The sequence below is a fragment of the Rhodanobacter sp. G1 genome (assembly GCF_055397855.1).
Genome location: NZ_AP039674.1, coordinates 125,575 through 145,186, shown reverse-complemented (window position 1 = coordinate 145,186; position 19,612 = coordinate 125,575). Strand labels below are relative to the sequence as shown.

At 68.9% G+C, this 19,612-nt stretch carries 9 protein-coding genes; 7 read left to right on the top strand and 2 right to left on the bottom strand.

Translation table 11 applies throughout. From position 1 onward, the window contains the following. Positions 1 to 265: 265 nt before the first annotated feature. From ACZ5Z2_RS00595 to ACZ5Z2_RS00565, 7 genes are all read left to right on the top strand, one after another. Complete coding sequence (locus tag ACZ5Z2_RS00595) at positions 266 to 3,166, top strand: TonB-dependent receptor (protein WP_464760045.1); 2,901 nt, start codon at positions 266 to 268, stop codon at positions 3,164 to 3,166. A gap of 130 nt (positions 3,167 to 3,296) precedes the next feature. After that, positions 3,297 to 4,838: a tryptophan halogenase family protein gene (locus tag ACZ5Z2_RS00590; RefSeq protein ID WP_464760044.1), complete on the top strand. Its 1,542-nt coding sequence runs from the start codon at positions 3,297 to 3,299 to the stop codon at positions 4,836 to 4,838. 41 nt (positions 4,839 to 4,879) lie between these two features. Further along, positions 4,880 to 6,436, top strand: coding sequence for an alpha-amylase family glycosyl hydrolase (locus tag ACZ5Z2_RS00585; RefSeq protein WP_464760043.1), 1,557 nt, complete (start codon positions 4,880 to 4,882; stop codon positions 6,434 to 6,436). A gap of 268 nt (positions 6,437 to 6,704) precedes the next feature. After that, the gene (locus tag ACZ5Z2_RS00580) at positions 6,705 to 9,062 is read left to right on the top strand and encodes a glycoside hydrolase family 31 protein (RefSeq protein WP_464760042.1); all 2,358 of its coding nucleotides are present in this window, start codon (positions 6,705 to 6,707) and stop codon (positions 9,060 to 9,062) included. A gap of 148 nt (positions 9,063 to 9,210) precedes the next feature. Continuing rightward, positions 9,211 to 11,247: a glycoside hydrolase family 13 protein gene (locus tag ACZ5Z2_RS00575; RefSeq protein ID WP_464760041.1), complete on the top strand. Its 2,037-nt coding sequence runs from the start codon at positions 9,211 to 9,213 to the stop codon at positions 11,245 to 11,247. A gap of 266 nt (positions 11,248 to 11,513) precedes the next feature. Beyond that, positions 11,514 to 13,697 carry an alpha-L-rhamnosidase-related protein gene (locus ACZ5Z2_RS00570; protein WP_464760040.1) on the top strand — a complete coding sequence of 728 codons (2,184 nt, stop codon included), beginning with the start codon at positions 11,514 to 11,516 and terminating at the stop codon, positions 13,695 to 13,697. 229 nt (positions 13,698 to 13,926) lie between these two features. Continuing rightward, positions 13,927 to 15,390 carry an MFS transporter gene (locus ACZ5Z2_RS00565; RefSeq protein ID WP_464760039.1) on the top strand — a complete coding sequence of 488 codons (1,464 nt, stop codon included), beginning with the start codon at positions 13,927 to 13,929 and terminating at the stop codon, positions 15,388 to 15,390. Between the two features lie 7 nt (positions 15,391 to 15,397). Here the strand turns inward: ACZ5Z2_RS00565 and ACZ5Z2_RS00560 are convergent, their stop codons facing one another. Together ACZ5Z2_RS00560 and ACZ5Z2_RS00555 are read right to left on the bottom strand one after the other, a co-directional pair. After that, positions 15,398 to 18,286: a sensor domain-containing protein gene (locus ACZ5Z2_RS00560; protein WP_464760038.1), complete on the bottom strand. Its 2,889-nt coding sequence runs from the start codon at positions 18,284 to 18,286 to the stop codon at positions 15,398 to 15,400. A 102-nt stretch (positions 18,287 to 18,388) separates the two neighbouring features. Further along, entirely contained in the window at positions 18,389 to 19,420 is a 1,032-nt protein-coding gene (locus ACZ5Z2_RS00555; RefSeq protein WP_464760037.1) for a LacI family DNA-binding transcriptional regulator, read from the bottom strand. Between the last annotated feature and the right edge of the window lie 192 nt (positions 19,421 to 19,612).

Below are 19,612 nucleotides of genomic sequence, written 5' to 3'. Positions count from 1 at the left end.
GATGGAGCGCGCAAACGCAGTCGTGGCGCGCTCTCCGCCGCCTCGCCGCGCCTTCGCGGCAACGGGATGCTGCGTCGCGACAAGCGCGTTTTCGTCACGCCATGAATACGTATGCAGGGATCGCGCGGGCCGAAAATGCAGCCCTACCATGCAATTCACGCGACGAGGGGCACAGGCATACGCCGGCTACCGACGATCGCCGGCCACGGATGCGCCGGACGGTTCGCGCGACAACCACAACAACCATCTCGAGGGGAGACGAAACATGTTGATGAAGCACAAGCTGCTGGCCTTGGCGATCGCGTCCGCGTGCTTCGGCACCAGCGCCGTGGCCTATGCCGCGACCGCGCCTGCCGCGCAACCGCAGGACACGCAGGCGACTGCACAGACCAACACGGCCGACGGCACCACCGACGCCAACGGCAAGAAGGAAAAGCGCGGCGACGCCAAGCAGATGCAGGCCGTGCAGGTGAACGGCTTCGTCAGCAGCATCGAGAACTCCACCGCGCTGAAGCGCAACGCCAGCACCATCGTCGAAGCCGTGTCGGCCGAACAGGTCGGCAAGCTGCCCGGCGCCTCCATCGCCGACGCGCTGGGCCGCCTGCCCGGCCTCGCCGTGCAGACCGTGGACGGCCGCCCGCAGGTGCTGAGCATCCACGGCCTCGGCCCCGATTTCTCCACCGCGCTGATCAACGGCGGCCAGCAGGTCTCCACCTCCAACAACCGCGACGTGCAGTTCGACCAGTATCCCTCCAGCTGGTTCGACAACGTGGTGGTGCACCTCAGCCCCGAAGCCGACCTGGTCGGCCAGGGCCTGGCCGGCACGGTGGACATGCACACCATCCGACCGCTGGACAAGAGCGGCCCCGAATCGGCGGTGAACGCCAAGTACATCTGGAACGGCATGGATCAGCTGTCCCAGGGCTCGGGCGTGAGCAACAAGGGCTACAACGTCAACGGCGTGTGGGTGAACCAGTTCGCCAACCACACCCTCGGCGTGACGCTGGGCGTGGATCTGGAGAACAACCCCTCGCAGGTCGAGCACCAGGCGCCGTGGGGCTACCCCAACGACGCCAACGGCGACTACGTGGTGGGCGGCTCGAAGAACTACGGCATCACCGATTCCATGAAGCGCAACGGCGTGCTGGCCACGGTGGAATGGCAGCCGAACGAGTTCTACACCGGCACGGTCGACATGACGTACGACAACTTCAAGGAAGTGCAGTGGGCCAAGGGCATGGAGCTGCCGCTGTTCTGGGGCAGCAACGTCACGCTGGCCCCGGGCGCGGTCAGCAACGGCTTCGTCGAGAACGGCACCTACAGCGGCGTGAAGCCGATCATCCGCAACGACTACAACAGCAATACCGCGCGCGTCTACAACTTCAACTGGGACAACAAGTTCCACATCAACGAAAACTGGTCGGCCGACCTCGACGCGAACTACTCGCGCGCCACCAGCCGCCAGGTGCAGTTGGAGAGCTATTCCGGCACTGGCTACAACGGTACCGGCGCGCTCGACACCATCGGCTTCAGCGAGCTGGCCAACGGCCTGCTGTACGTCGATCCCTCGCTCAACTACGGCAGCGGCACCGTGCTGACCGACCCGGACGGCTGGGGCGCGGGCAACGACGTGGTGCAGGCCGGCTTCATCAACGCGCCGCGCACGGTGGACTACCTGGCCGACCTGCGCCTGAGCGTGGAGCGCGACTTCGCCAGCGGCCCGTTCTCCAGCATGGAGTTCGGCATCTCGGACAGCACCCGCAACAAGACCTACAACGTCGACCAGAACTTCCTGACCCTGGGCGGCGGCTTCATCAGCGGCGGCAACGCGGTCAAGTCGGCGGCCTTCAGCGGCACCGGCTGCGACCCGCTGTCGTGGATGGGCATCGGCGCGATGACCTGCTACAACCCGTTCGCCATGATCGCCAACGGCACGCTGACTGAAGTGCCGGTGTTCATGTCCTCGCTGCCGATCCCGCCGAACTGGAAGGTGCGCGAGCGCGACCTGACCCCCTACCTGCAGTTCAACCTCGACACCAACCTGGGCAGCATCAGCCTGCGCGGCAACTTCGGCATCCAGGCCGACCGCACCCACCAGACCTCGACCGGCGAGCGCGTGGCGCCGGGCAGCTCGGTCACCGGCGGCGGCACCGTGCTGATCCCGGTCACCGGCGGCACCACCTACAAGCGCTACCTGCCCAGCGCCAACCTGATCTTCGGCCTGAGCGACAACGACGACCTGCGCGTGAGCGCGGCCCGCACCATGGCGCAGCCGCGCATGGATCAGATGAACGCCAGCCAGGCGGTGAGCGGCGACCTCACCCACCTGTCGTCCACCGATCCGAACCAGGCCTTCTTCAGCTCCAACGGCGGCAACGCCAAGCTGCTGCCGACCATGTCGGACAACTACAACATCAGCTACGAGCACTATTTCTCCGGCCCGGTCACCGGCTACCAGTGCAGCGCCGCCGACTCGAAGACGTCGGACATCTGCCGCAACGGCGGCGGCGGCTACATCTCGGTGTCGGGCTATTTCCTCAAGCTGAGCGACTACATCGACCCGAAAGCGGCCTACCTGTACGACTTCAGCGCCTTCATCCCGTCGTACCTGAACGCTGCCGAGCAGGCGCAGTTGGGCACGCCCTACGGCATCGTCACCGGCCCGACCAACGACGGCCACGGCTACGTGAAGGGCGCCCAGGTCACCTTGAACCTGCCGTTCGGCCTGTTCACCCCGGTGCTCGACGGCTTCGGCGTGAACCTCACCGGCAACCGCACCAAGAGCTCGCTGGTGTACGGCGACAACCCGACGCCGATCACCGTGCCGGGCCTGTCGAAGTGGGTGGCCAACGGCACGCTGTACTACCAGCACGACGGCTTCGAGGCCCGTGTCAGCGACAGCTACCGTTCGGACTTCCTGGGCGAGGTGTCGGGCATCAGTTCCTCGCGCATCGAGCAGGATCTCCGTGGCGGCAGCAGCTACGACGCGCAGGTGAGCTACACCTTCGACCACGGCACGTTCAACGGCCTGACCCTGATCGCGACGGGCTCCAACCTGTCGAACAAGATCTTCTCCACCTACCAGAACAACGATCCGCGCCAGGTGCTGATCTGGGAACGCTACGGCCGCACCTACTCGCTGGGCGTGTCGTACAAGTTCCAGTAAGCGCAGTAACGCGTTTCAGCGTAACTCCCCGGTGCCCCGTTGCGTAAAAACCAGCGGGGCCTTTTTTTCGCATCGCGGGCACGCCAAAGCGGGGAAGATGGCGATGGCCGCAACGGCACGAGGCAAAGACATGGGCGACTCCCGCATCCGGCAGGTGGTCATCGTGGGCGGCGGCACCGCCGGCTGGATGGCGGCGGCGCTGCTGGCGCAGGCGTTCGGCCCCGAGCTCTCGATCCGCCTGATCGAATCGGACGCCATCGGCATCGTCGGCGTGGGCGAGGCCACCATCCCGCAGATCCGCCACGTCGGCCGCTTCCTCGGCATCGACGAGGACGCGCTGCTGCGCGAGTGCCGCGGCACGATCAAGCTGGCGGTGGAGTTCAACGACTGGGCGCGGCCAGGCGACCGCTACCTGCACGCCTTCAGCGACGTCGGCCTGCCGCTGGGCCTGCTGCCGTTCCAGCACTACTGGCTGCGCAGCCGGCGCGAGAACCCCGCCGCGCCCGGCCTGTGGGCGTATTCGATCAACGCGGGCGCCGCCGACGCCAACCGCTTCGCGCGGATGGACAAGGTCGGCAACAGCCCGCTCACCGGCATCCGCTACGCCTACCACTTCGACGCCGCCCGCTTCGGCCAGCTGCTGCGCCGGCATGCCGAGCAGCGCGGCGTGCTGCGCACCGAGGGCAAGGTGGTGGACGTCGCGCTGCGCGGCGAGGACGGCTTCATCGAGTCGGTGAAGCTGGACAGCGGCGAAGTGGTGGCCGGCGAACTGTTCCTCGACTGCTCCGGCTTCCGCGGCCTGCTCACCGAGGGCGCGCTGAAGACCGGCTACGAAAGCTGGAAACACTGGCTGCCGTGCGACAGCGCGGTGGTGGTGCCCAGCGAGCACGGCGACGCGATCCGCCCGTACACCCAGGCCAGCGCGCAGCGCGCGGGCTGGCAGTGGCGCATCCCGCTGCAGCACCTGGCCAGCAACGGCCACGTGTACAGCAGCAGCCACATGGGCGACGACGAGGCCGCCGCCGTCCTCCACCGCAACCTGGAGGGCAAGGCCCTGGGCGAACCGCGCCAGCTGCGCTTCCACTCCGGCATCCGCAGGCGGATCTGGAACCGCAACTGCATCGCGATGGGCCTGGCCAGCGGCTTCGTCGAGCCGCTGGAATCGACCAGCATCCACCTGATGCAGTCGGCGGTGGCGCGCCTGCTGACGATGTTCCCGGATCGCTCGTTCGACCCGGCGCTGATCGACGAGTACAACCGCAAGACCCGCGCCGAATACGAGCAGACGCGCGATTTCATCGTGCTGCACTACCACGCCAACGAGCGCGACGACGGCCCGCTGTGGCGCGACTGCGCCACGATGGCGCTGCCGGACGGCCTGGCCCAGCGCATCGAGCTGTTCCGCCAGAACGCGCACATCTTCCGCGAAGGCGAGGAGCTGTTCACCGAGATGGGCTGGCTGCAGGTGCTGCTCGGCCAGCGCGTGCTGCCGCGGCGCTACCACCCGCTCGCCGACGCGCTGCCGCAGGGCCAACTCGACGAATTCCTCGGCAACATCCGCACCATCGTCGAACGCGCCGTGGCCACCCTGCCCGGCCACGCCGACTACATCGCCAAACACTTCGGCGCCCAGCACTTCGGCACCGAACATCTCGACGCGGCAGGCGCATGAACCATGCCCGCCCGCCGTGCCACCGTCCAACGGGAACGCCCATGATCCGATGTCGCCTCGCCACCGCATTGCTCGCGTCGCTGCTCGCCGTCGGCGGCATGCGCGCGCCGCGCGCCGCCGACGCGCCCGCCGCCACGGCGCAAGCGCCCTCCGACACCTACTACGAGATCTTCGTGCGCAGTTGGTACGACACCAACGGCGATGGCGTGGGCGATCTCAACGGCGTCACCGCCAAGCTCGACTACTTGAAGTCGCTGGGCGTGGACGGCATCTGGCTGATGCCGATCAACCCCTCGCCCAGCTACCACGGCTACGACATCACCGACTACGAGGCGATCAACCCGCAGTACGGCACGATGGCCGACTTCGAGCGGCTGCTGCGCGAGGCGCACAAGCGCGGCATCAAGGTGGTGATGGACATGGTCATCAACCACAGCAGCGACCAGTCGCCGTGGTTCAAGGCCGCGCAGGATCCGCGCAGCCCGTACCACGGCTGGTACACCTGGGCCACGCCCGCCACCGACCTCAAGCAGATCAGCGCCACCGGCGGCCGGCTCTGGCATGCGGCGGCAAACGGCGGCCACTACCTCGGCGTGTTCACCGCCGAGATGCCCGACCTCGACTACGACAACCCCGCCGTACGCGCCGAGATGGTGAAGGTGGGCCGCTTCTGGCTGGACAAGGGCGTGGACGGCTTCCGCCTCGACGCCGCGCAGCACATCTACGACGACAGCGAAAGCGACGTGGACAGCCCGGTCGCGCTGAAGAAGAACCTCGCGTGGTGGCGCGAGTTCCACCAGGGCATCGATGCCTCCAACCCGCACGCCTGGCTGGTGGGCGAAGTGGCGCGGCAGAACCCCGACGACCTGCCGCCGTGGATGGCCTCGCTGGACGCGGTGTTCAACTTTCCGCTGGCAACGCGCCTGATCGACAGCGCCATGCAGGAGCGCGACCGCGACATCGGCGCCACGCTGCAGCGCCAGTACGACGCCTACCGCGCCGCCGCGCACGGCCGCTTCGACGACGCGCCGTTCCTGTCGAACCACGACCAGGAACGCGTGATGAGCCAGCTGGCCGGCAACCCCGAGCACATGCGCACCGCCGCCGCGATGCTGCTCGCCCTGCCCGGCCATCCCTTCGTCTACTACGGCGAGGAACTGGGCATGCGCGGCGAGAAGCCCGACCCGCACCTGCGCGAACCGATGCGCTGGTACCGCACCGGCAAGGGCCCGGGCGAGACGACCTGGGAAGGCTGGAGCGCGGGCGACGGCGCCGCCGTGTCGGTGCAGGCCGAGCAGGCCGACCCGCATTCGCTGCTCAACTGGTACCGCATGCTGATCCAGTGGCGCCGCGACATCCCCGCGCTGCGCGAAGGCACGCTGCGCAACTGGCGCGACGCCGGCGAGCAGGTCGCCGCGTGGGAGCTGGACGACGCGCACGGCGACGTGCTGGTGCTGCACAACCTGTCAGGTGATCCGCAGACGGTGGCGCTGCCTGCGCAGCGCTTCCGCAACCTGCTCAAGCACAGCCTGCCCGATACCCGCATCGCCGACGGCAAGTTGCAACTGCCCGCCTACGGCAGCGCGGTGCTGCATTGAAGGTGCATCCCGCTCTTCTCCCCTCTCCCTCCGGGAGAGGGGTTGGGGGTGAGGGTTCGGACTTGCCACAACGCTTCGCTTCGCCCGAACCCTCACCCGGCTGTCGCCACCCTCTCCCGAAGGGAGAAGGACTCACTAGCCATGCTCTCGCAAAATCGGGCAGCCTGCTCCATTGGTCAACGCGAGAGCTTGCAAGACACCAGATTCCAACTTGCGCCGGAATGACGACAAGGCATCGACCATTCACGACATCTCATGGAGCCGCCCGATGACAACACCGAAACTGCACACGCTCGCACTCACCATGCTGCTTGGCTTGGGCCTCGCGCCCACCGCATTCGCCGCGACCGCCACCTCGGCAAAGGTGCAAAGCGTCGGCAGCGACGGCCTGACGCTCGCGCTGGGCGACGGCAGCGTCACGCTGCAACTGATCGCGCCCGGCGTGCTGCACGTGCATTACCTGCCGAAGGGCGGCGCCACGCCCGCGAGCCTGGTGATGGATCCGCATCCGGCAAGCACGCCCGCCTTCCAGCCGCAGATGCAGCAGGACGGCGACACGGTGACGCTGCGCTCCGACCGCCTCGTCGCCACGTTCGACAAGCGCAGCGGCAAGCTGGCCGTGAGCGACGCGCAAGGCCACCCGCTGCTGCAACAGGCCGACCTCGCCGCGCTCGCGCACGGCCGCATCGTGCTGGCCCACGCCCCCGGCGACGCGCTGTACGGCATCGGCGGCTACGACGCGTTCGAGAAGGACACCCGCGCCGGCATCCTGCGCACCGGCAAGCAGGTGGCCAAGGCGGGCGAGCAGGGCCATCCCGGCGCGCCCTTCGTGTGGAGCACCGCCGGCTACGGCGTGCTGGTGGATTGCGACGGCGCGGACTTCGACCTCGCGCAGGGCCGCATCGCCATCGGCAAGTTCGCGCGGCCCGACGCCGACTACTACATCCTCGCCGGCACGCCCGCCGAACTGTTCGGCGAACTGGCCGACCTCAGCGGCCATCCGCAACTGTTCCCGAAATGGGCCAACGGCTTCATCAACAGCCAGTGGGGCATCGACGAGAAGGAGTTCCGCGACATCGTCGCCACCTACCGCGCCAAGCACATCCCGCTGGACGCCTTCACCTTCGACTTCGACTGGAAGGACTGGGGCAAGGACTGGGGCGAGTACCGCTGGAACGCCGCGAAATTCCCCGACGGCCCCACCGGCAAGCTGAAGGCCGACATGGATGCGCTGGGCGTGCACATGACCGGCATCATGAAGCCGCGCATGCACGTGGACACGCCGGAAGGCCGCTACGCCACCGCGCACGACCTGTGGCTGCCCGGCGAGAAGGCCAGCCCCGACTACTTCTCGCACCTGCCGGTGAAAGACATCGACTTCGACAAGCCGGCGGCGCGCGCGTGGTGGTTCAACGACCACCTCAAGCACAGCCTCGACACCGGCATCGTGGGCTGGTGGAACGACGAGGCCGACACCACCAAGAGCAACACGCAGTTCCTCAACATGCAGCGCGCCACCTACGACGGCCAGCGCGCCTACTCGAAATTGCGCGTGTGGTCGATCAACCGCGACTTCTGGCTGGGTGCGCAGCGCTACGCCTACGGCCTGTGGTCAGGTGACATCGCCACCGGCTGGGCCAGCATGGCCGGCCAGCGCGAACGCATGCTCAGCGCCATCGACGTGGGCGTGACGCAATGGGGCATGGACGGCGGCGGCTTCCATGGCCATCCCACCGATGAGAACTACGCGCGCTGGATCGAGTTCGGCGCGTTCACGCCGATCTTCCGCGTGCACGGCGAGTTCGACGAGAAGCGCCAGCCGTGGCGCTACGGCCCGGTGGCCGAAGCCGCGGCCGCCAAGGCGATCCGCCTGCGCTACGCGCTGCTGCCCTACATCTACGCCTACCAGCATCGCGCGAGCAGCGCGGGCGTGGGCCTGGTGCAGCCGCTCGCCTTCGTGTGGCCGGACGACGCGAAGCTGCGCAACGATGTGGACGCGTGGCTGTTCGGCAACTGGCTGCTGGTGTCGCCGGTGGTCGCGCAGGGCCAGGCCAGCAAGTCCATGTACCTGCCCGCGGGCACGTGGACGGACTGGTTCAACGGCAAGACGTACCAGGGCGGCCAGACCGTCACCATCGCGACGGACGCCAAGACCTGGGACGACATCCCGCTGTTCATCCGCGCGGGCGCGATCATCCCCACCCAGCCCGTGATGGACTGGACGGGCGAGCATCCGGTGACCACCGTGGACGTTGACGTGTTCCCGTCCGCGCAGGCCACGCACTTCGACTATTACGACGACGACGGCGACAGCTACGACTACGCGCAGGGCGCGTACTTCCTGCAGCGCCTCGCCACGCAGCGGATGGGCGACACGGTGGACTTCAGCACCGCCGCCGCCGAAGGCAGCTACCGCCCCGCGCTGCGCCACTACCGCGTGCGCGTGCACGGCCTCGCCGCCGCCGCGGTCGGCGGCCTCCAGCACTACGCCACGCCCGCCGCGCTCGATGCCGCCGACGGCGAAGGCTGGAGCACGGGCAGCGACCGCTACGGCGCGTTCACCGTGCTCAGGCTCGATGCGGGCGCGGCGCGCACGCTGACGCTGCGCGCCGGCGCCGCGCGCTGATCCGCAACTGGCGCCGCGCAGGACTCCGTGCGGCGCAGGGGGAATCCATGGCCAGGCATGGCCTCAACCGCCATCGCGCGAGGGGAAACCGGAACTGGGCTCCGGCAGGCGCGACGGCATTCGCCCAGTCCGTTATGGAGGGGTTTCGATGAAGCATCCGACGAAGCGCGTTCGCCACGGCCTGCACCGGCTGCCGCTGGCCTTGTGCCTGTCGCTGGCCTTGTCCGGCGCGTCGCTGTGGAGCGGCGCCGCGCGCGCCGCCAGCAACGACAACAACGTGGAATGGGCCGGCCTGTTCCACGACCAGGGCATGCTGTTCGACAGCGCTCCCGAGCCCACCGCCAGCACGGCGGTGACGCTGACGCTGCGCACCTACAAGGGCGACATCACCAGCGCCAACATCAAGTACTACGACAGCGCCGACAGCCAGTTCCACTGGGTGGCGATGCACTGGACGGCCAACGACGCCACCGGCACCTACGACCTCTGGCAGGGCACCATTCCGGCCAGCGCATCGGAGAAGTACTACCGCTTCCAGATCAACGACGGCTCCGCCACCGCCTGGTACAACGCGGCCGGCATCACCGCCAGCGAGCCCTCGTCGGGCGACTTCTTCGTCGTGCCGGGCTTCAAGACGCCGGACTGGATGAAGAACGGCGTGATGTACCAGATCTTTCCCGACCGCTTCTACAACGGCAACACCGGCAACGACGTCACCAACGGCCAGTACACCTACGCCGGCTGCGCCACCGAGCAGCACGCCTGGGGCACCGGCGTCACCGCCAACGTCAGCGGCTGCAACAGCGAGGTGTTCTTCGGCGGCGACCTCGCCGGCGTCGACCAGAAGCTGGGCTACATCAAGAACACGCTGGGCGCCGACATCGTCTACCTCAACCCGATCTTCCGCTCGCCCACCAACCACAAGTACGACACCCAGGACTACTACACGGTCGACCCCGCCTTCGGCAACAACGCCACGCTGGAGCAGCTGATAACCGACGTGCACAGCAGCGGCAACGGGCCGCGCGGCTACCTCGTGCTCGACGGCGTGTTCAACCACAGCGGCGACAGCAGCTGCTGGTTCCGCGCGCAAAGCTACGGCGGGATCTCCTGCCCGCAGCAGGGCGCCTACCAGTCGCAATCCAGCCCGTACTACGGCTACTACACGTTCCAGACCTGGCCGGGCAGCTACTCCACCTTCTTCGGCATCCCCAGCATGCCCAAGCTGGACTACGGCGCCAGCGGCTCGGCCACGCGCAACCAGATCTACGGCAACTCGGGCTCGGTGATGCAGACCTACCTGGAGCCACCCTACGGCATCGACGGCTGGCGGCTGGACGCGGCGCAATACCTCGATGCCGGCGGCAACGGCGGCAGCGACGCCACCAACCACCAGATCATGCAGGAGATGCGCACGGCCGTGCTGTCGGCGAACCCGAACGCCGAGATCCTCGGCGAATACTGGGGCGATGCCTCGGCCTGGCTGGACGACGGCGCCGAGTGGGACGGCGCGATGAACTACAACGGCTTCACCCAGCCGGCGTCGGAATGGATCTGCGGCGTGGACGAAAGCGGCAACAGCGCCTCGCTCACGCCCAGCCAGCTCGACAGCTGGCTGCACGGCACGCGCGCCGACCTGCCCACCGACGTGCAGCAGACCATGAGCAACTTCCTGGGCAGCCACGACACCTCGCGCTTCGCCACGCGCTGCGGCGGCGACATCTGGAAGACCTACCTGGGCCTGTTCTTCCAGATGACCTACGTTGGCACGCCCAACATCTACTACGGCGACGAATACGGCATGCAGGGCGGCGCCGACCCGGACAACCGCCGCACCTTCGACTGGAGCCAGGCCACCACCGGCAACGCCGCGGTGGCGCTGACCCAGAAGCTGATCCGCATCCGCAACACATACCCCGCGCTGCGTACCGGCTCGTTCATGACCCTGCTCACCGACGACACCCACGGCATCTACGCGTTCGGCCGCCTCGACCCGAACAACCGCATCGCGGTGGTGCTGAACGGCACCGGCAACACCGAGACGGTGACGGTGCCGGTGTACGAGGAGAGCATGACCAACGGCAGCCAGGTCACCGACCTCATCACCGGCAGCAAGTACACGGTGAGCGGCGGCAACGTCACGGTGAGCGTGCAAGGCCACTACGGCGCGATCCTGGCGCAATGAACCTCTCACTTCCGGCCCGTGGCGGAAGGATTGATGACACATGCGCGGATACATCTGCGTACACTGGCCCCCGGGTTGCCGCATGGACGGAGATGCGGCAACCCGGCCACGGGGGGCCGCCGACACGCAGGCGGCGGGCGAGCGCATGAAGCCGCTGCCCGCCGACCGGATCGAGGGAAAACCAGCATGAGCAAGACCGCCACGCACGCCGCCGTGCGCCACGCCCACCGCGCAACCGCGCCCGCCGCCCGGCGGAGGAACGCCGCATGAGCCTCTTCGGCAGCCTGATGATCGCGCTGACCGCCGGCGCGCACGGCCCGCTGTGGCACGACAACCTGCAATGGCGCGGCCAGCAGGCCAGCATCGAGATGCAGCCCGGCGGCGGCTTCCTGCTGCATCCGGCGCACGGCAGGCGGCTGATCCCCGCGCCGCCGTATGCGGTGCAGACCGCCAGCCCGCTGTTCGACGGCCTGTACGCGATGGCGCAGGACGACCTGAAGCAGGATTCCGTCGCCGCGATCCGCGACGGCGCCTACGACCACGACCAGCCCATTCCGTGCACCTGCTTCGCCACCGGCGAGAAGTGGCCCTACGTGTGGACGCGCGACCTCTCGTTCTCGGTGGATCTGGGCCTGTGGCGCTACGACGCCACGCGCTCGCGCAACGGCCTGCGCTTCAAGCTCTCCGGCAGCCGCGTGCCCGGCACGCCACAGGGCCCGCTCGTGATGCAGGACACCGGCTCGGGCGGCAGCTGGCCGATCAGCACGGATCGCGTGGCGTGGTTCACCGCCGCGCGCCACCTGCTGGACGACAAGGCGTTCGCCGACGACACCTGGCAGGCGCTCACCGACACGCTGGCGCAGGATCGCCAGTACGCGTTCGACGCCGGCATGGGCCTGTACCGCGGCGAGACCTCCTTCCTCGACTGGCGCGAGCAGAGCTACCCCGCGTGGACGGCGAACGACGTCGTCTTCATCGCGCAGTCGTTCGCGCTGTCCACCAACGTGCTGCACTACCAGGCACTGCAGTTAGCCGCCCAGATGGCCGGCGAGCGCCACGACGCGCGCGCGGCGGACTACCAGGCGCAGGCCGACGCGCTGAAGGCCGCGATCAACGCACACTTCTGGCGCGCCGACCGCGGCATGTACATGAGCTACATCGGCGGCGACGGCGCGCCCTTCGACACCTACGACCTGCTCGGCATCGCGCTGGCCATCGACAGCGGCGTGGCCGACGGCGAACGCGCGCGGCAGGCGCTGGCCAACTACCCGGCGTGGCCCGCCGGCAGCCCGGTGATCTGGCCCGAGCGCACCGACCAGCCGATCTACCATAACCGCGCGATCTGGCCGTTCGTGAGCGCCTACGCGCTGCGCGCCGCGCGCAAGCTCAACGACCCCGTGCACATCGCGTTCGAGATCGCCTCGGTGATGCGCGGCGCCGCGCTGGCCGGCTCCAACATGGAGAACTACGAGCTCACCACCGAGGCAACGCACGTGGACGACGGCAAGCTCAGCGGCCCGGTGGTGGATTCGCCGCGCCAGCTGTGGTCGGTGGCCGCCTACCTCTCGGTGGTGGGCGAAGGCGTGTTCGGCCTCGGCAACGACGGCAGCATCCAGCCCAAGCTGCCGGTGTCGCTGGTGCCGATGCTGTTCGGCAAGAAGGAGTCGATCAGCCTGCAGCTGCCCGGCAAGCGCATCACCCTGAAGCTGCCGAAAAAGCTGGCCGGCAACCTGCTGATCGCCGACAACATCACGCAGCGCGGCGACGAGAGCGTGGTGCAGCTGATGGCGATCAAGGTGCCCGAGCTGGGCGTGCGCAGCACGGTGCCGCCGTTCGCGCCTTCCGCGCCCGCCGCGCCGCAGGTGACGCGCGACGGCGCGCACTGGAACGTGCGCAGCGCCGCGCCCGGCGTGCTCTACCTCAACAGCCGGCGCGTGGGCGCCATCGACGGCATGCTCGCGGTGCCCGCCGCGAACGCGCTGCAATGCTTCAGCCTCACGCAGACCGGCGCGGGCGGGCTGGAATCGCTGCACAGCCCGCAGCAGTGCGAAGGCCCGTTCGCCAGCGTGGGCGGCACATGGCCGCGCGCATGGGTCGCGCCCGCTGCCGGCAGCTACCAGGTGGCGCTGAGCTACCGCAACGACCACGGCCCGATCAACACCGGTATCACCGCCGCGGTGAAGATGCTGGCCATCCGCTGCGACGGCGAGGCGGAGCAGCGCGTGCCGCTGGTGATGCCGCACAGCGTGGGCGAGGAGCTTTCCACCACCGCGAAGTTCGCCGCCACGGCGGGCGCGCACTGCAGCTTCGCGCTAGCCGACGGTTTCAACATGAGCTACCTCGCGCACAACGCGCACTACACCGGCGGCGCGGGCGGCGACCACCCGCTGAACGACGCCACCGTCGGCGCGCTGCGCATCGTGCCCCTGCCCGCGGCAACCGCCCCGTGATGCGCACCGCACCGCTCCCCTCTCCCGCTTGCGGGAGAGGGTGCCCGAAGGGCGGGAGAGGGTACGGGCGGAGCGCTGTGTCGCGCTGCGCCGGGCGCGCCCTCTCCCCCGGCCCCTCTCCCGCAAGCGGGAGAGGGGAGTTGGAACGGGAAGCATCCACCAGACCACCTCACGCGAATCGCATACACCCATTCCAGCTTTCCGCCGCCCAACGCACGGGAGCCGCCCCATGACCCGCAAGCCCGAGCTGTCGTTCTGGCAGATCTGGAACATGTGCTTCGGCTTCCTCGGCATCCAGTTCGGCTTCGCGCTGCAGAACGCCAACGTCAGCCGCATCTTCCAGACGCTGGGCGCGAACGTGGATCAGATCCCGGTGCTGTGGATCGCCGCGCCGCTCACCGGGCTGATCGTGCAGCCGCTGATCGGCTACTGCTCCGACCGCACCTGGAACCGCTTCGGCCGCCGCCGTCCGTATTTCTTCGCCGGCGCGGTGCTCGCCACGCTGGCGCTGCTGGCGATGCCGAACTCGCCCGTGCTGTGGGTGGCGGCGGGCCTGCTGTGGATCATGGACGCCTCGTTCAACGTGGCGATGGAACCGTTCCGCGCCTTCGTGGGCGACCAGCTGCCGCCGCGCCAGCGCCCGCTGGGCTATGCGATGCAGAGCGTGTTCATCGGCGTGGGCGCGGTGGTGGCCTCGTTCCTGCCGTGGCTGCTCACCCGCTGCGGCGTGGCCAACACGGCGCCCGCCGGCACGGTGCCGCATTCGGTGATGTACGCCTTCTACGCTGGCGCGGCGGTGCTGCTGGGCGCGATGCTGTGGACGATCTGCACCACGCGCGAATATCCGCCGGAACAACTGGAAGCCTTCGCCGACAGCCACGCCGCGACGGAAACCACGGACGCGCACGGCGCGTGGAAGGCCGGCGCGCTGTTCCTGCTGCTCGGCGCCGTGGTACTTGCGCTGATCCTGCGCTTTCGCCTCGCGCAGGAGCTGTACCTGCTGGCCGGCGGACTGCTCGCCGCCGGCGCGCTGTTCGTCTGGCTGAGCCAGACCGCCAGCGGCGGCATGCTGCGCCAGATCATGGGCGACCTGTACGCGATGCCGCCGCAGATGCGTCGGCTGAACTGGGTGCAGTTCTTCTCGTGGTTCGCGATGTTCGCGATGTGGATCAACACCACGCCCGCCGTCGCCGGCCACTTCTACGGCAGCAGCGACACCGCCTCCGCCGCGTACAACGAAGGCGCGAACTGGGCCGGCGTGCTGATGGGCACCTACAACGGCGTGGGCGTGCTGGCCGCCATCGCGATCCCGCTGCTGGTGCGCGCGTGCGGCCTGCGCTGGAGCCACCTGGTCAACCTGTGGCTGGGCGGGCTGGGCCTGCTGTCGTTCCTGTTCGTGCGCGATCCGCACTGGCTGATCGCGTCGATGGTGGGCGTGGGCTTCGCCTGGGCCTCGATCCTGTCGCTGCCCTACGCGATGCTGTCGGACAACCTGCCCGCGGCGAAGATGGGCATCTACATGGGCATCTTCAATTTCTTCATCGTGATCCCGCAGCTGATGGCCGCCAGCGTGCTGGGCGTGCTGCTGAAGTGGTTCTTCCACGACCAGCCGGTATGGGCGCTGGGGCTGGGCGGCATCAGCCTGCTGATCGCCGGCCTGTGCACCCTGCGCGTGCGCGAACCCGGCGCGTGACGCCCGCTCAGGCGGAGAACGAATCGCGCACGTCCACGAAGTAGCGCTCGGCCTCCGCCACCGGCTGCGGCATGCCCAGGCCGTAGCCCTGCAGCTCGTCGCAGCCCAGGCTGGCAAGGAAGATCGCCTGGGCCGGCGTTTCCACGCCTTCGGCGGACACCTGCATGCCGAGCTGGTGGCCGAGTTCGATGATGGTCTGCACGATGGCGCCGCTGTCGGCGTCGTCGGGCAGGTCGCGCACGAAGCTCTGGTCGATCTTCAGCTTGTCGATGGGGAATTGCTTGAGGTAGGCGAGGCTGGAATAGCCGGTGCCGAAATCGTCCAGCGACAGCTGCACGCCCAGCGATTTCAGGCCGGCCAGGGTGCGGCGCACGCGCCCCACGTTTTCCATCAGCGCGCTTTCGGTCATCTCGATGTCGAGCATGGCCGCGGGCACGGCATGGCGCTGCAGCGCCTCGGTCACCTGCTCGACCAGGTGCGGATGCAGCACCTGCTGGGCGGAGACGTTCACCGCCATGGTGAAGCCGCGGTGGCCGCGATCCAGCCATTCGCGCAGCTGCCGCGCGGCCCGCTCGAACACCCAGTTGCCGATTTCCGGCATCAGGCCCAGCGCCTCGGCCACCGGGATGAAGCGCGCGGGCGAAACCTTGCCCAGCGAGCCGTTGTTCCAGCGCAGCAGCGCCTCGAAGCCGGTGAGCGCGTGATCGAGCGCGCGGTACTGCGGCTGGTAGTAGAGCTCGAACTCGTCGCGGCGCAGCGCGACGGGCAGGCGGCTGCCGAGCTGCACGCGTTCGTCCAGCGCGCGCTGCTGCCCCACGCTGAACTCGCCGATGCGGTCGCGGCCGTTGCGCTTGGCGTGATGCAACGCTGCCTCGGCGCCGCGCAGCAGCGCCGCCGCGGTGTCGCCGTGCACCGGCGAGTGGCTGATGCCGGCGCTGGCAGTGAGCAGCAGGCGGTAGTCCTGCCCCTCGATGGGGCGCGCCACCACGGCGCGCAGGCGTTCGACCAGCGCCAGCGCGGCCTCGCGATCCACGCCGTCCAGCGCCACCGCGAACTTGTCGCCGGCCACGCGGGCGAGCAGCCACCGCGTGTCCAGCGCCGCGCGCAGGCGGCCGGCCACGCGGCGCAGCACGTCGTCGCCGATCATGTGGCCCATGGATTCGTTGACCACCTGGAAACGGTCGAGGCCGATCACCGCCACCCAGACCTCGCTCCACGGCGTGCGCAGCATGCCGGCGATGGCTTCCTCCAGGAGGGTGCGGCGCGGCAGCTCGGTGATCGAATCGTGGTTGGCCGCGTGGATCAGCTTCTGCTCCGCCTGGTGGCGCGCGGTGACGTCGCGCGCCACGGCGTAGAGCAGGCCGTCCGAGGCGGCGAACGCTGTCCATTCCAGCAGGCGTTCGCTGCCGTCCTTGGCCACGCAGCGATTGACGAATTCGTGCGTGGCGCCGGCTTCGGCTTGGGCCGGGATGGCTTCCGGCGATTCGGCGCCGCGCAGCGGCGCCAGGAACCCGCGGTAGTCCAGCGTCTTCAACTCATGGGCGGCGTAGCCGGTGAGGCGCTGCAGGAAGGCATTGAATTGCACCAGGCGCCCGCTGCGCGTGTCGAGTATGCAGAACACCTCCTGCGACATCTCGAAGAAGCGGTCGCGCTCGTGCAGGCGGCCGAGCAGGCGCGCGCTTTCGATGGCGATGCCGGCCAGCGGCAGCATGCGGTCGATGCAGGCCAGCTCCTCCGGCCGCGGCTCGCGCGGCTCGCGGTAATACACCGCGAAGGTGCCCAGCACCTCGCCGTGGCTGCCGGGTATCGGCGTGGACCAACAGGCGCGCAGCCCGCATGCCCGCGCCAGCTGGCGGATATCCTCCGGCCAGTACGGATGCGTGGCGATGTCCCCAGCCACCACGCGCCGGCCGCTCCACGCGGCCGTGCCGCAACAGCCGCGCGCCTCGCCGATCTCCACGCCGTGCACGGCCTCGTTCCAGGCTTGCGGCAGGCTGGGCGCGGCGCCGTGCAGCAGGCGGCCGCCGTCGAGCAGCAACAGCGAGCACAGCGCGCCCGGGATCAGCACCTCGTGCAGCCGGGCGATGCCGGCGAGGGTTTCCGCCAGCGGCCGCTGCGCGGCGATGTCGAGCAGGATCTCGTGCTGGCAGGCGGCCATGCGCTCGTCGCGCTTGCGCGCGGTGATGTCCTGGCAGGCGCCGAGCAGGCGCAGCACGCGGCCGTCGGCGCCGGTTTCCACCATGCCGCGGCTGTACAGCACGCGCTCCTCGCCGCCGGGCCGCAGGATGCGCTCCTCGAACTCGAACTCGCCGCCGTCGTGCAGCGCCCGTTCGACGATGCCGCGCACCCGGGCGCGGTCGTCCGCGTGCACCAGCGCGAGGTAGGCGTCGAACGTGGCGGCGTGCCGCGCGGGATCGATGCCGTAGATGCGGTACAGCTCATCCGACCAGGCGACATGGTTGCTGGCCACGTCCCAGCTCCAGTTGCCCACCTGCGCCAGCTGCTGGGCCTGCTCCATCAAGCGCTGCTGCGACTGCAGCCGCAATTCCTCGCGCTTGCGCCGGTCGATGTCCTGGAAATGGACGGTGAGCCCGTCGGGCGCGGGGTACACGGTGCTTGCGAACCAGCGCCCCAGGGGTGCGAACCACGCTTCCACGGTGCGCGGCGCCTGCTCAGCCATCGCCCGTTCGCAGGCCTCGCGGAACGAACCGGTGGTTTCGTCCGGGAACGCCGCCCAGACCGTCTTGCCAAGCAGCTCGTCGGCGCTGCGGCCGAGGAAGGCGGCGGCGGTCGCATTGACGTAGGTGTAGCGCCAGTCCGCGTCCAGCGCCACGTACGCCTCGGCGATGCGCTCGAAGGCACGGCTGGATGCCGATTCGTGTTCGCTACGCCCCATGAACCCATCCTTCCATTGCGCGATGCAGCGGAAGATCAGGTTATGCCAGAGACCCGGTCACTACAACGTGAGAACGCCCGGCGCCGCCAGGTATTGCGGCGGTCAGGCTTCCGGCCGCAGGCTGGAACGGCGCACCTTCAGTTGCGCCGGCAGCATGGCGCTTTCCACGCTTTCGCCGTCGATCATCCGCACCAGCTGCTCCACCAGCACCTCGCCGGCCTTGCCGGTGTCCTGCCGCACGGTGGTCAGCGAGGGATAGATGAAGCTGGCCACGGGGATGTCGTCGAAGCCGGCCACCGCCACGTCGCCAGGCACGGCCAGGCCGCGTTCGACCAGGGCGCGCAGGGCGCCGATGGCGATCAGGTCGCTGGCGCCGAACACCGCGTCGAACTTCTGGCCGCGCTCCAGCAGCAACTCGGCGGCCTCGTAGCCGGCCTGCTCGGTGGTTTCGGCGTCGGCCTGCAGCCCTTCCTCCACCTTGAGGCCGGCCTCGCGCAACGCCGCCGCGTAGCCGCGGTAGCGTTCGTGGAACTCGGGATAGTGCGGCGTGGCGTCGCCGAGGAAGGCGATGCGCCGGCAGCCCTGCTCGATCAGGTGCGCGGTGGCCAGCCGGCCGCCCTCGAAATTGTCGCAGCCGATGGAGACGCCCGGCTGGCCCGGCAGCACCGCCCCCCAGCGCACGAAGCGCGTGCCCTGCGCCACCAGTTTCTCCAGCTTGTCGCGGTGCGACTGGTAGTCGCCGTAGCCGAGCAGGATCAGGCCGTCGGCCTTCTGGCTGCTGGAGAAATCCGCGTGCCAGTCGCGCGAGAACTGCTGGAACGAGATCAGCAGGTCGTAGCCCCGCTGCGCGCTGGCGCGGGTGATCGAGCCCAGCATCGACAGGAAGAACGGGTTGATGTGCGAGTCGTCCGCGGTGGGATCCTCGAACAGCAACAACGCCAGCGTGCCGGTGTGCTGACGGCGCAGATTGGATGCGTTCTTGTCCACTTTGTAATTCAGCGTATCCGCCGCCGTCTGGATGCGCAATCGCGTCTCCTCGCTCACCAGCGGGCTGCCGCGCAACGCGCGCGACACCGTGGACTGGGACACCCCGGCGAGATGGGCAATGTCGAACGATGTGGCCTTTCCCTTCATCCGCGCGACTCGATGATGCGTGACGTCCATGCATCGTAGCAGGGGCGGGATGGCGCGATTAATCGAGCCCGCAGCCACAGACGATGGTACCCGCGAGCCTGCCAGCGGCGGCCTACGGCGAACTGCCCGCAATGCCGTAGAACAGCCGCTTCACCCTAGCTACCCTCGGCTAGTGCAAACCACATCAGCGAT

Coding starts and splice junctions, on each gene's coding strand:
- ACZ5Z2_RS00595 (WP_464760045.1), top strand. CDS start 266: ATGTTGATGAAGCACAAGCTGCTGGCCTTGGCGATCGCGTCCGCGTGC.
- ACZ5Z2_RS00560 (WP_464760038.1), bottom strand. CDS start 18,286: ATGGGGCGTAGCGAACACGAATCGGCATCCAGCCGTGCCTTCGAGCGC.
- ACZ5Z2_RS00565 (WP_464760039.1), top strand. CDS start 13,927: ATGACCCGCAAGCCCGAGCTGTCGTTCTGGCAGATCTGGAACATGTGC.
- ACZ5Z2_RS00570 (WP_464760040.1), top strand. CDS start 11,514: ATGAGCCTCTTCGGCAGCCTGATGATCGCGCTGACCGCCGGCGCGCAC.
- ACZ5Z2_RS00580 (WP_464760042.1), top strand. CDS start 6,705: ATGACAACACCGAAACTGCACACGCTCGCACTCACCATGCTGCTTGGC.
- ACZ5Z2_RS00575 (WP_464760041.1), top strand. CDS start 9,211: ATGAAGCATCCGACGAAGCGCGTTCGCCACGGCCTGCACCGGCTGCCG.
- ACZ5Z2_RS00585 (WP_464760043.1), top strand. CDS start 4,880: ATGATCCGATGTCGCCTCGCCACCGCATTGCTCGCGTCGCTGCTCGCC.
- ACZ5Z2_RS00590 (WP_464760044.1), top strand. CDS start 3,297: ATGGGCGACTCCCGCATCCGGCAGGTGGTCATCGTGGGCGGCGGCACC.
- ACZ5Z2_RS00555 (WP_464760037.1), bottom strand. CDS start 19,420: ATGAAGGGAAAGGCCACATCGTTCGACATTGCCCATCTCGCCGGGGTG.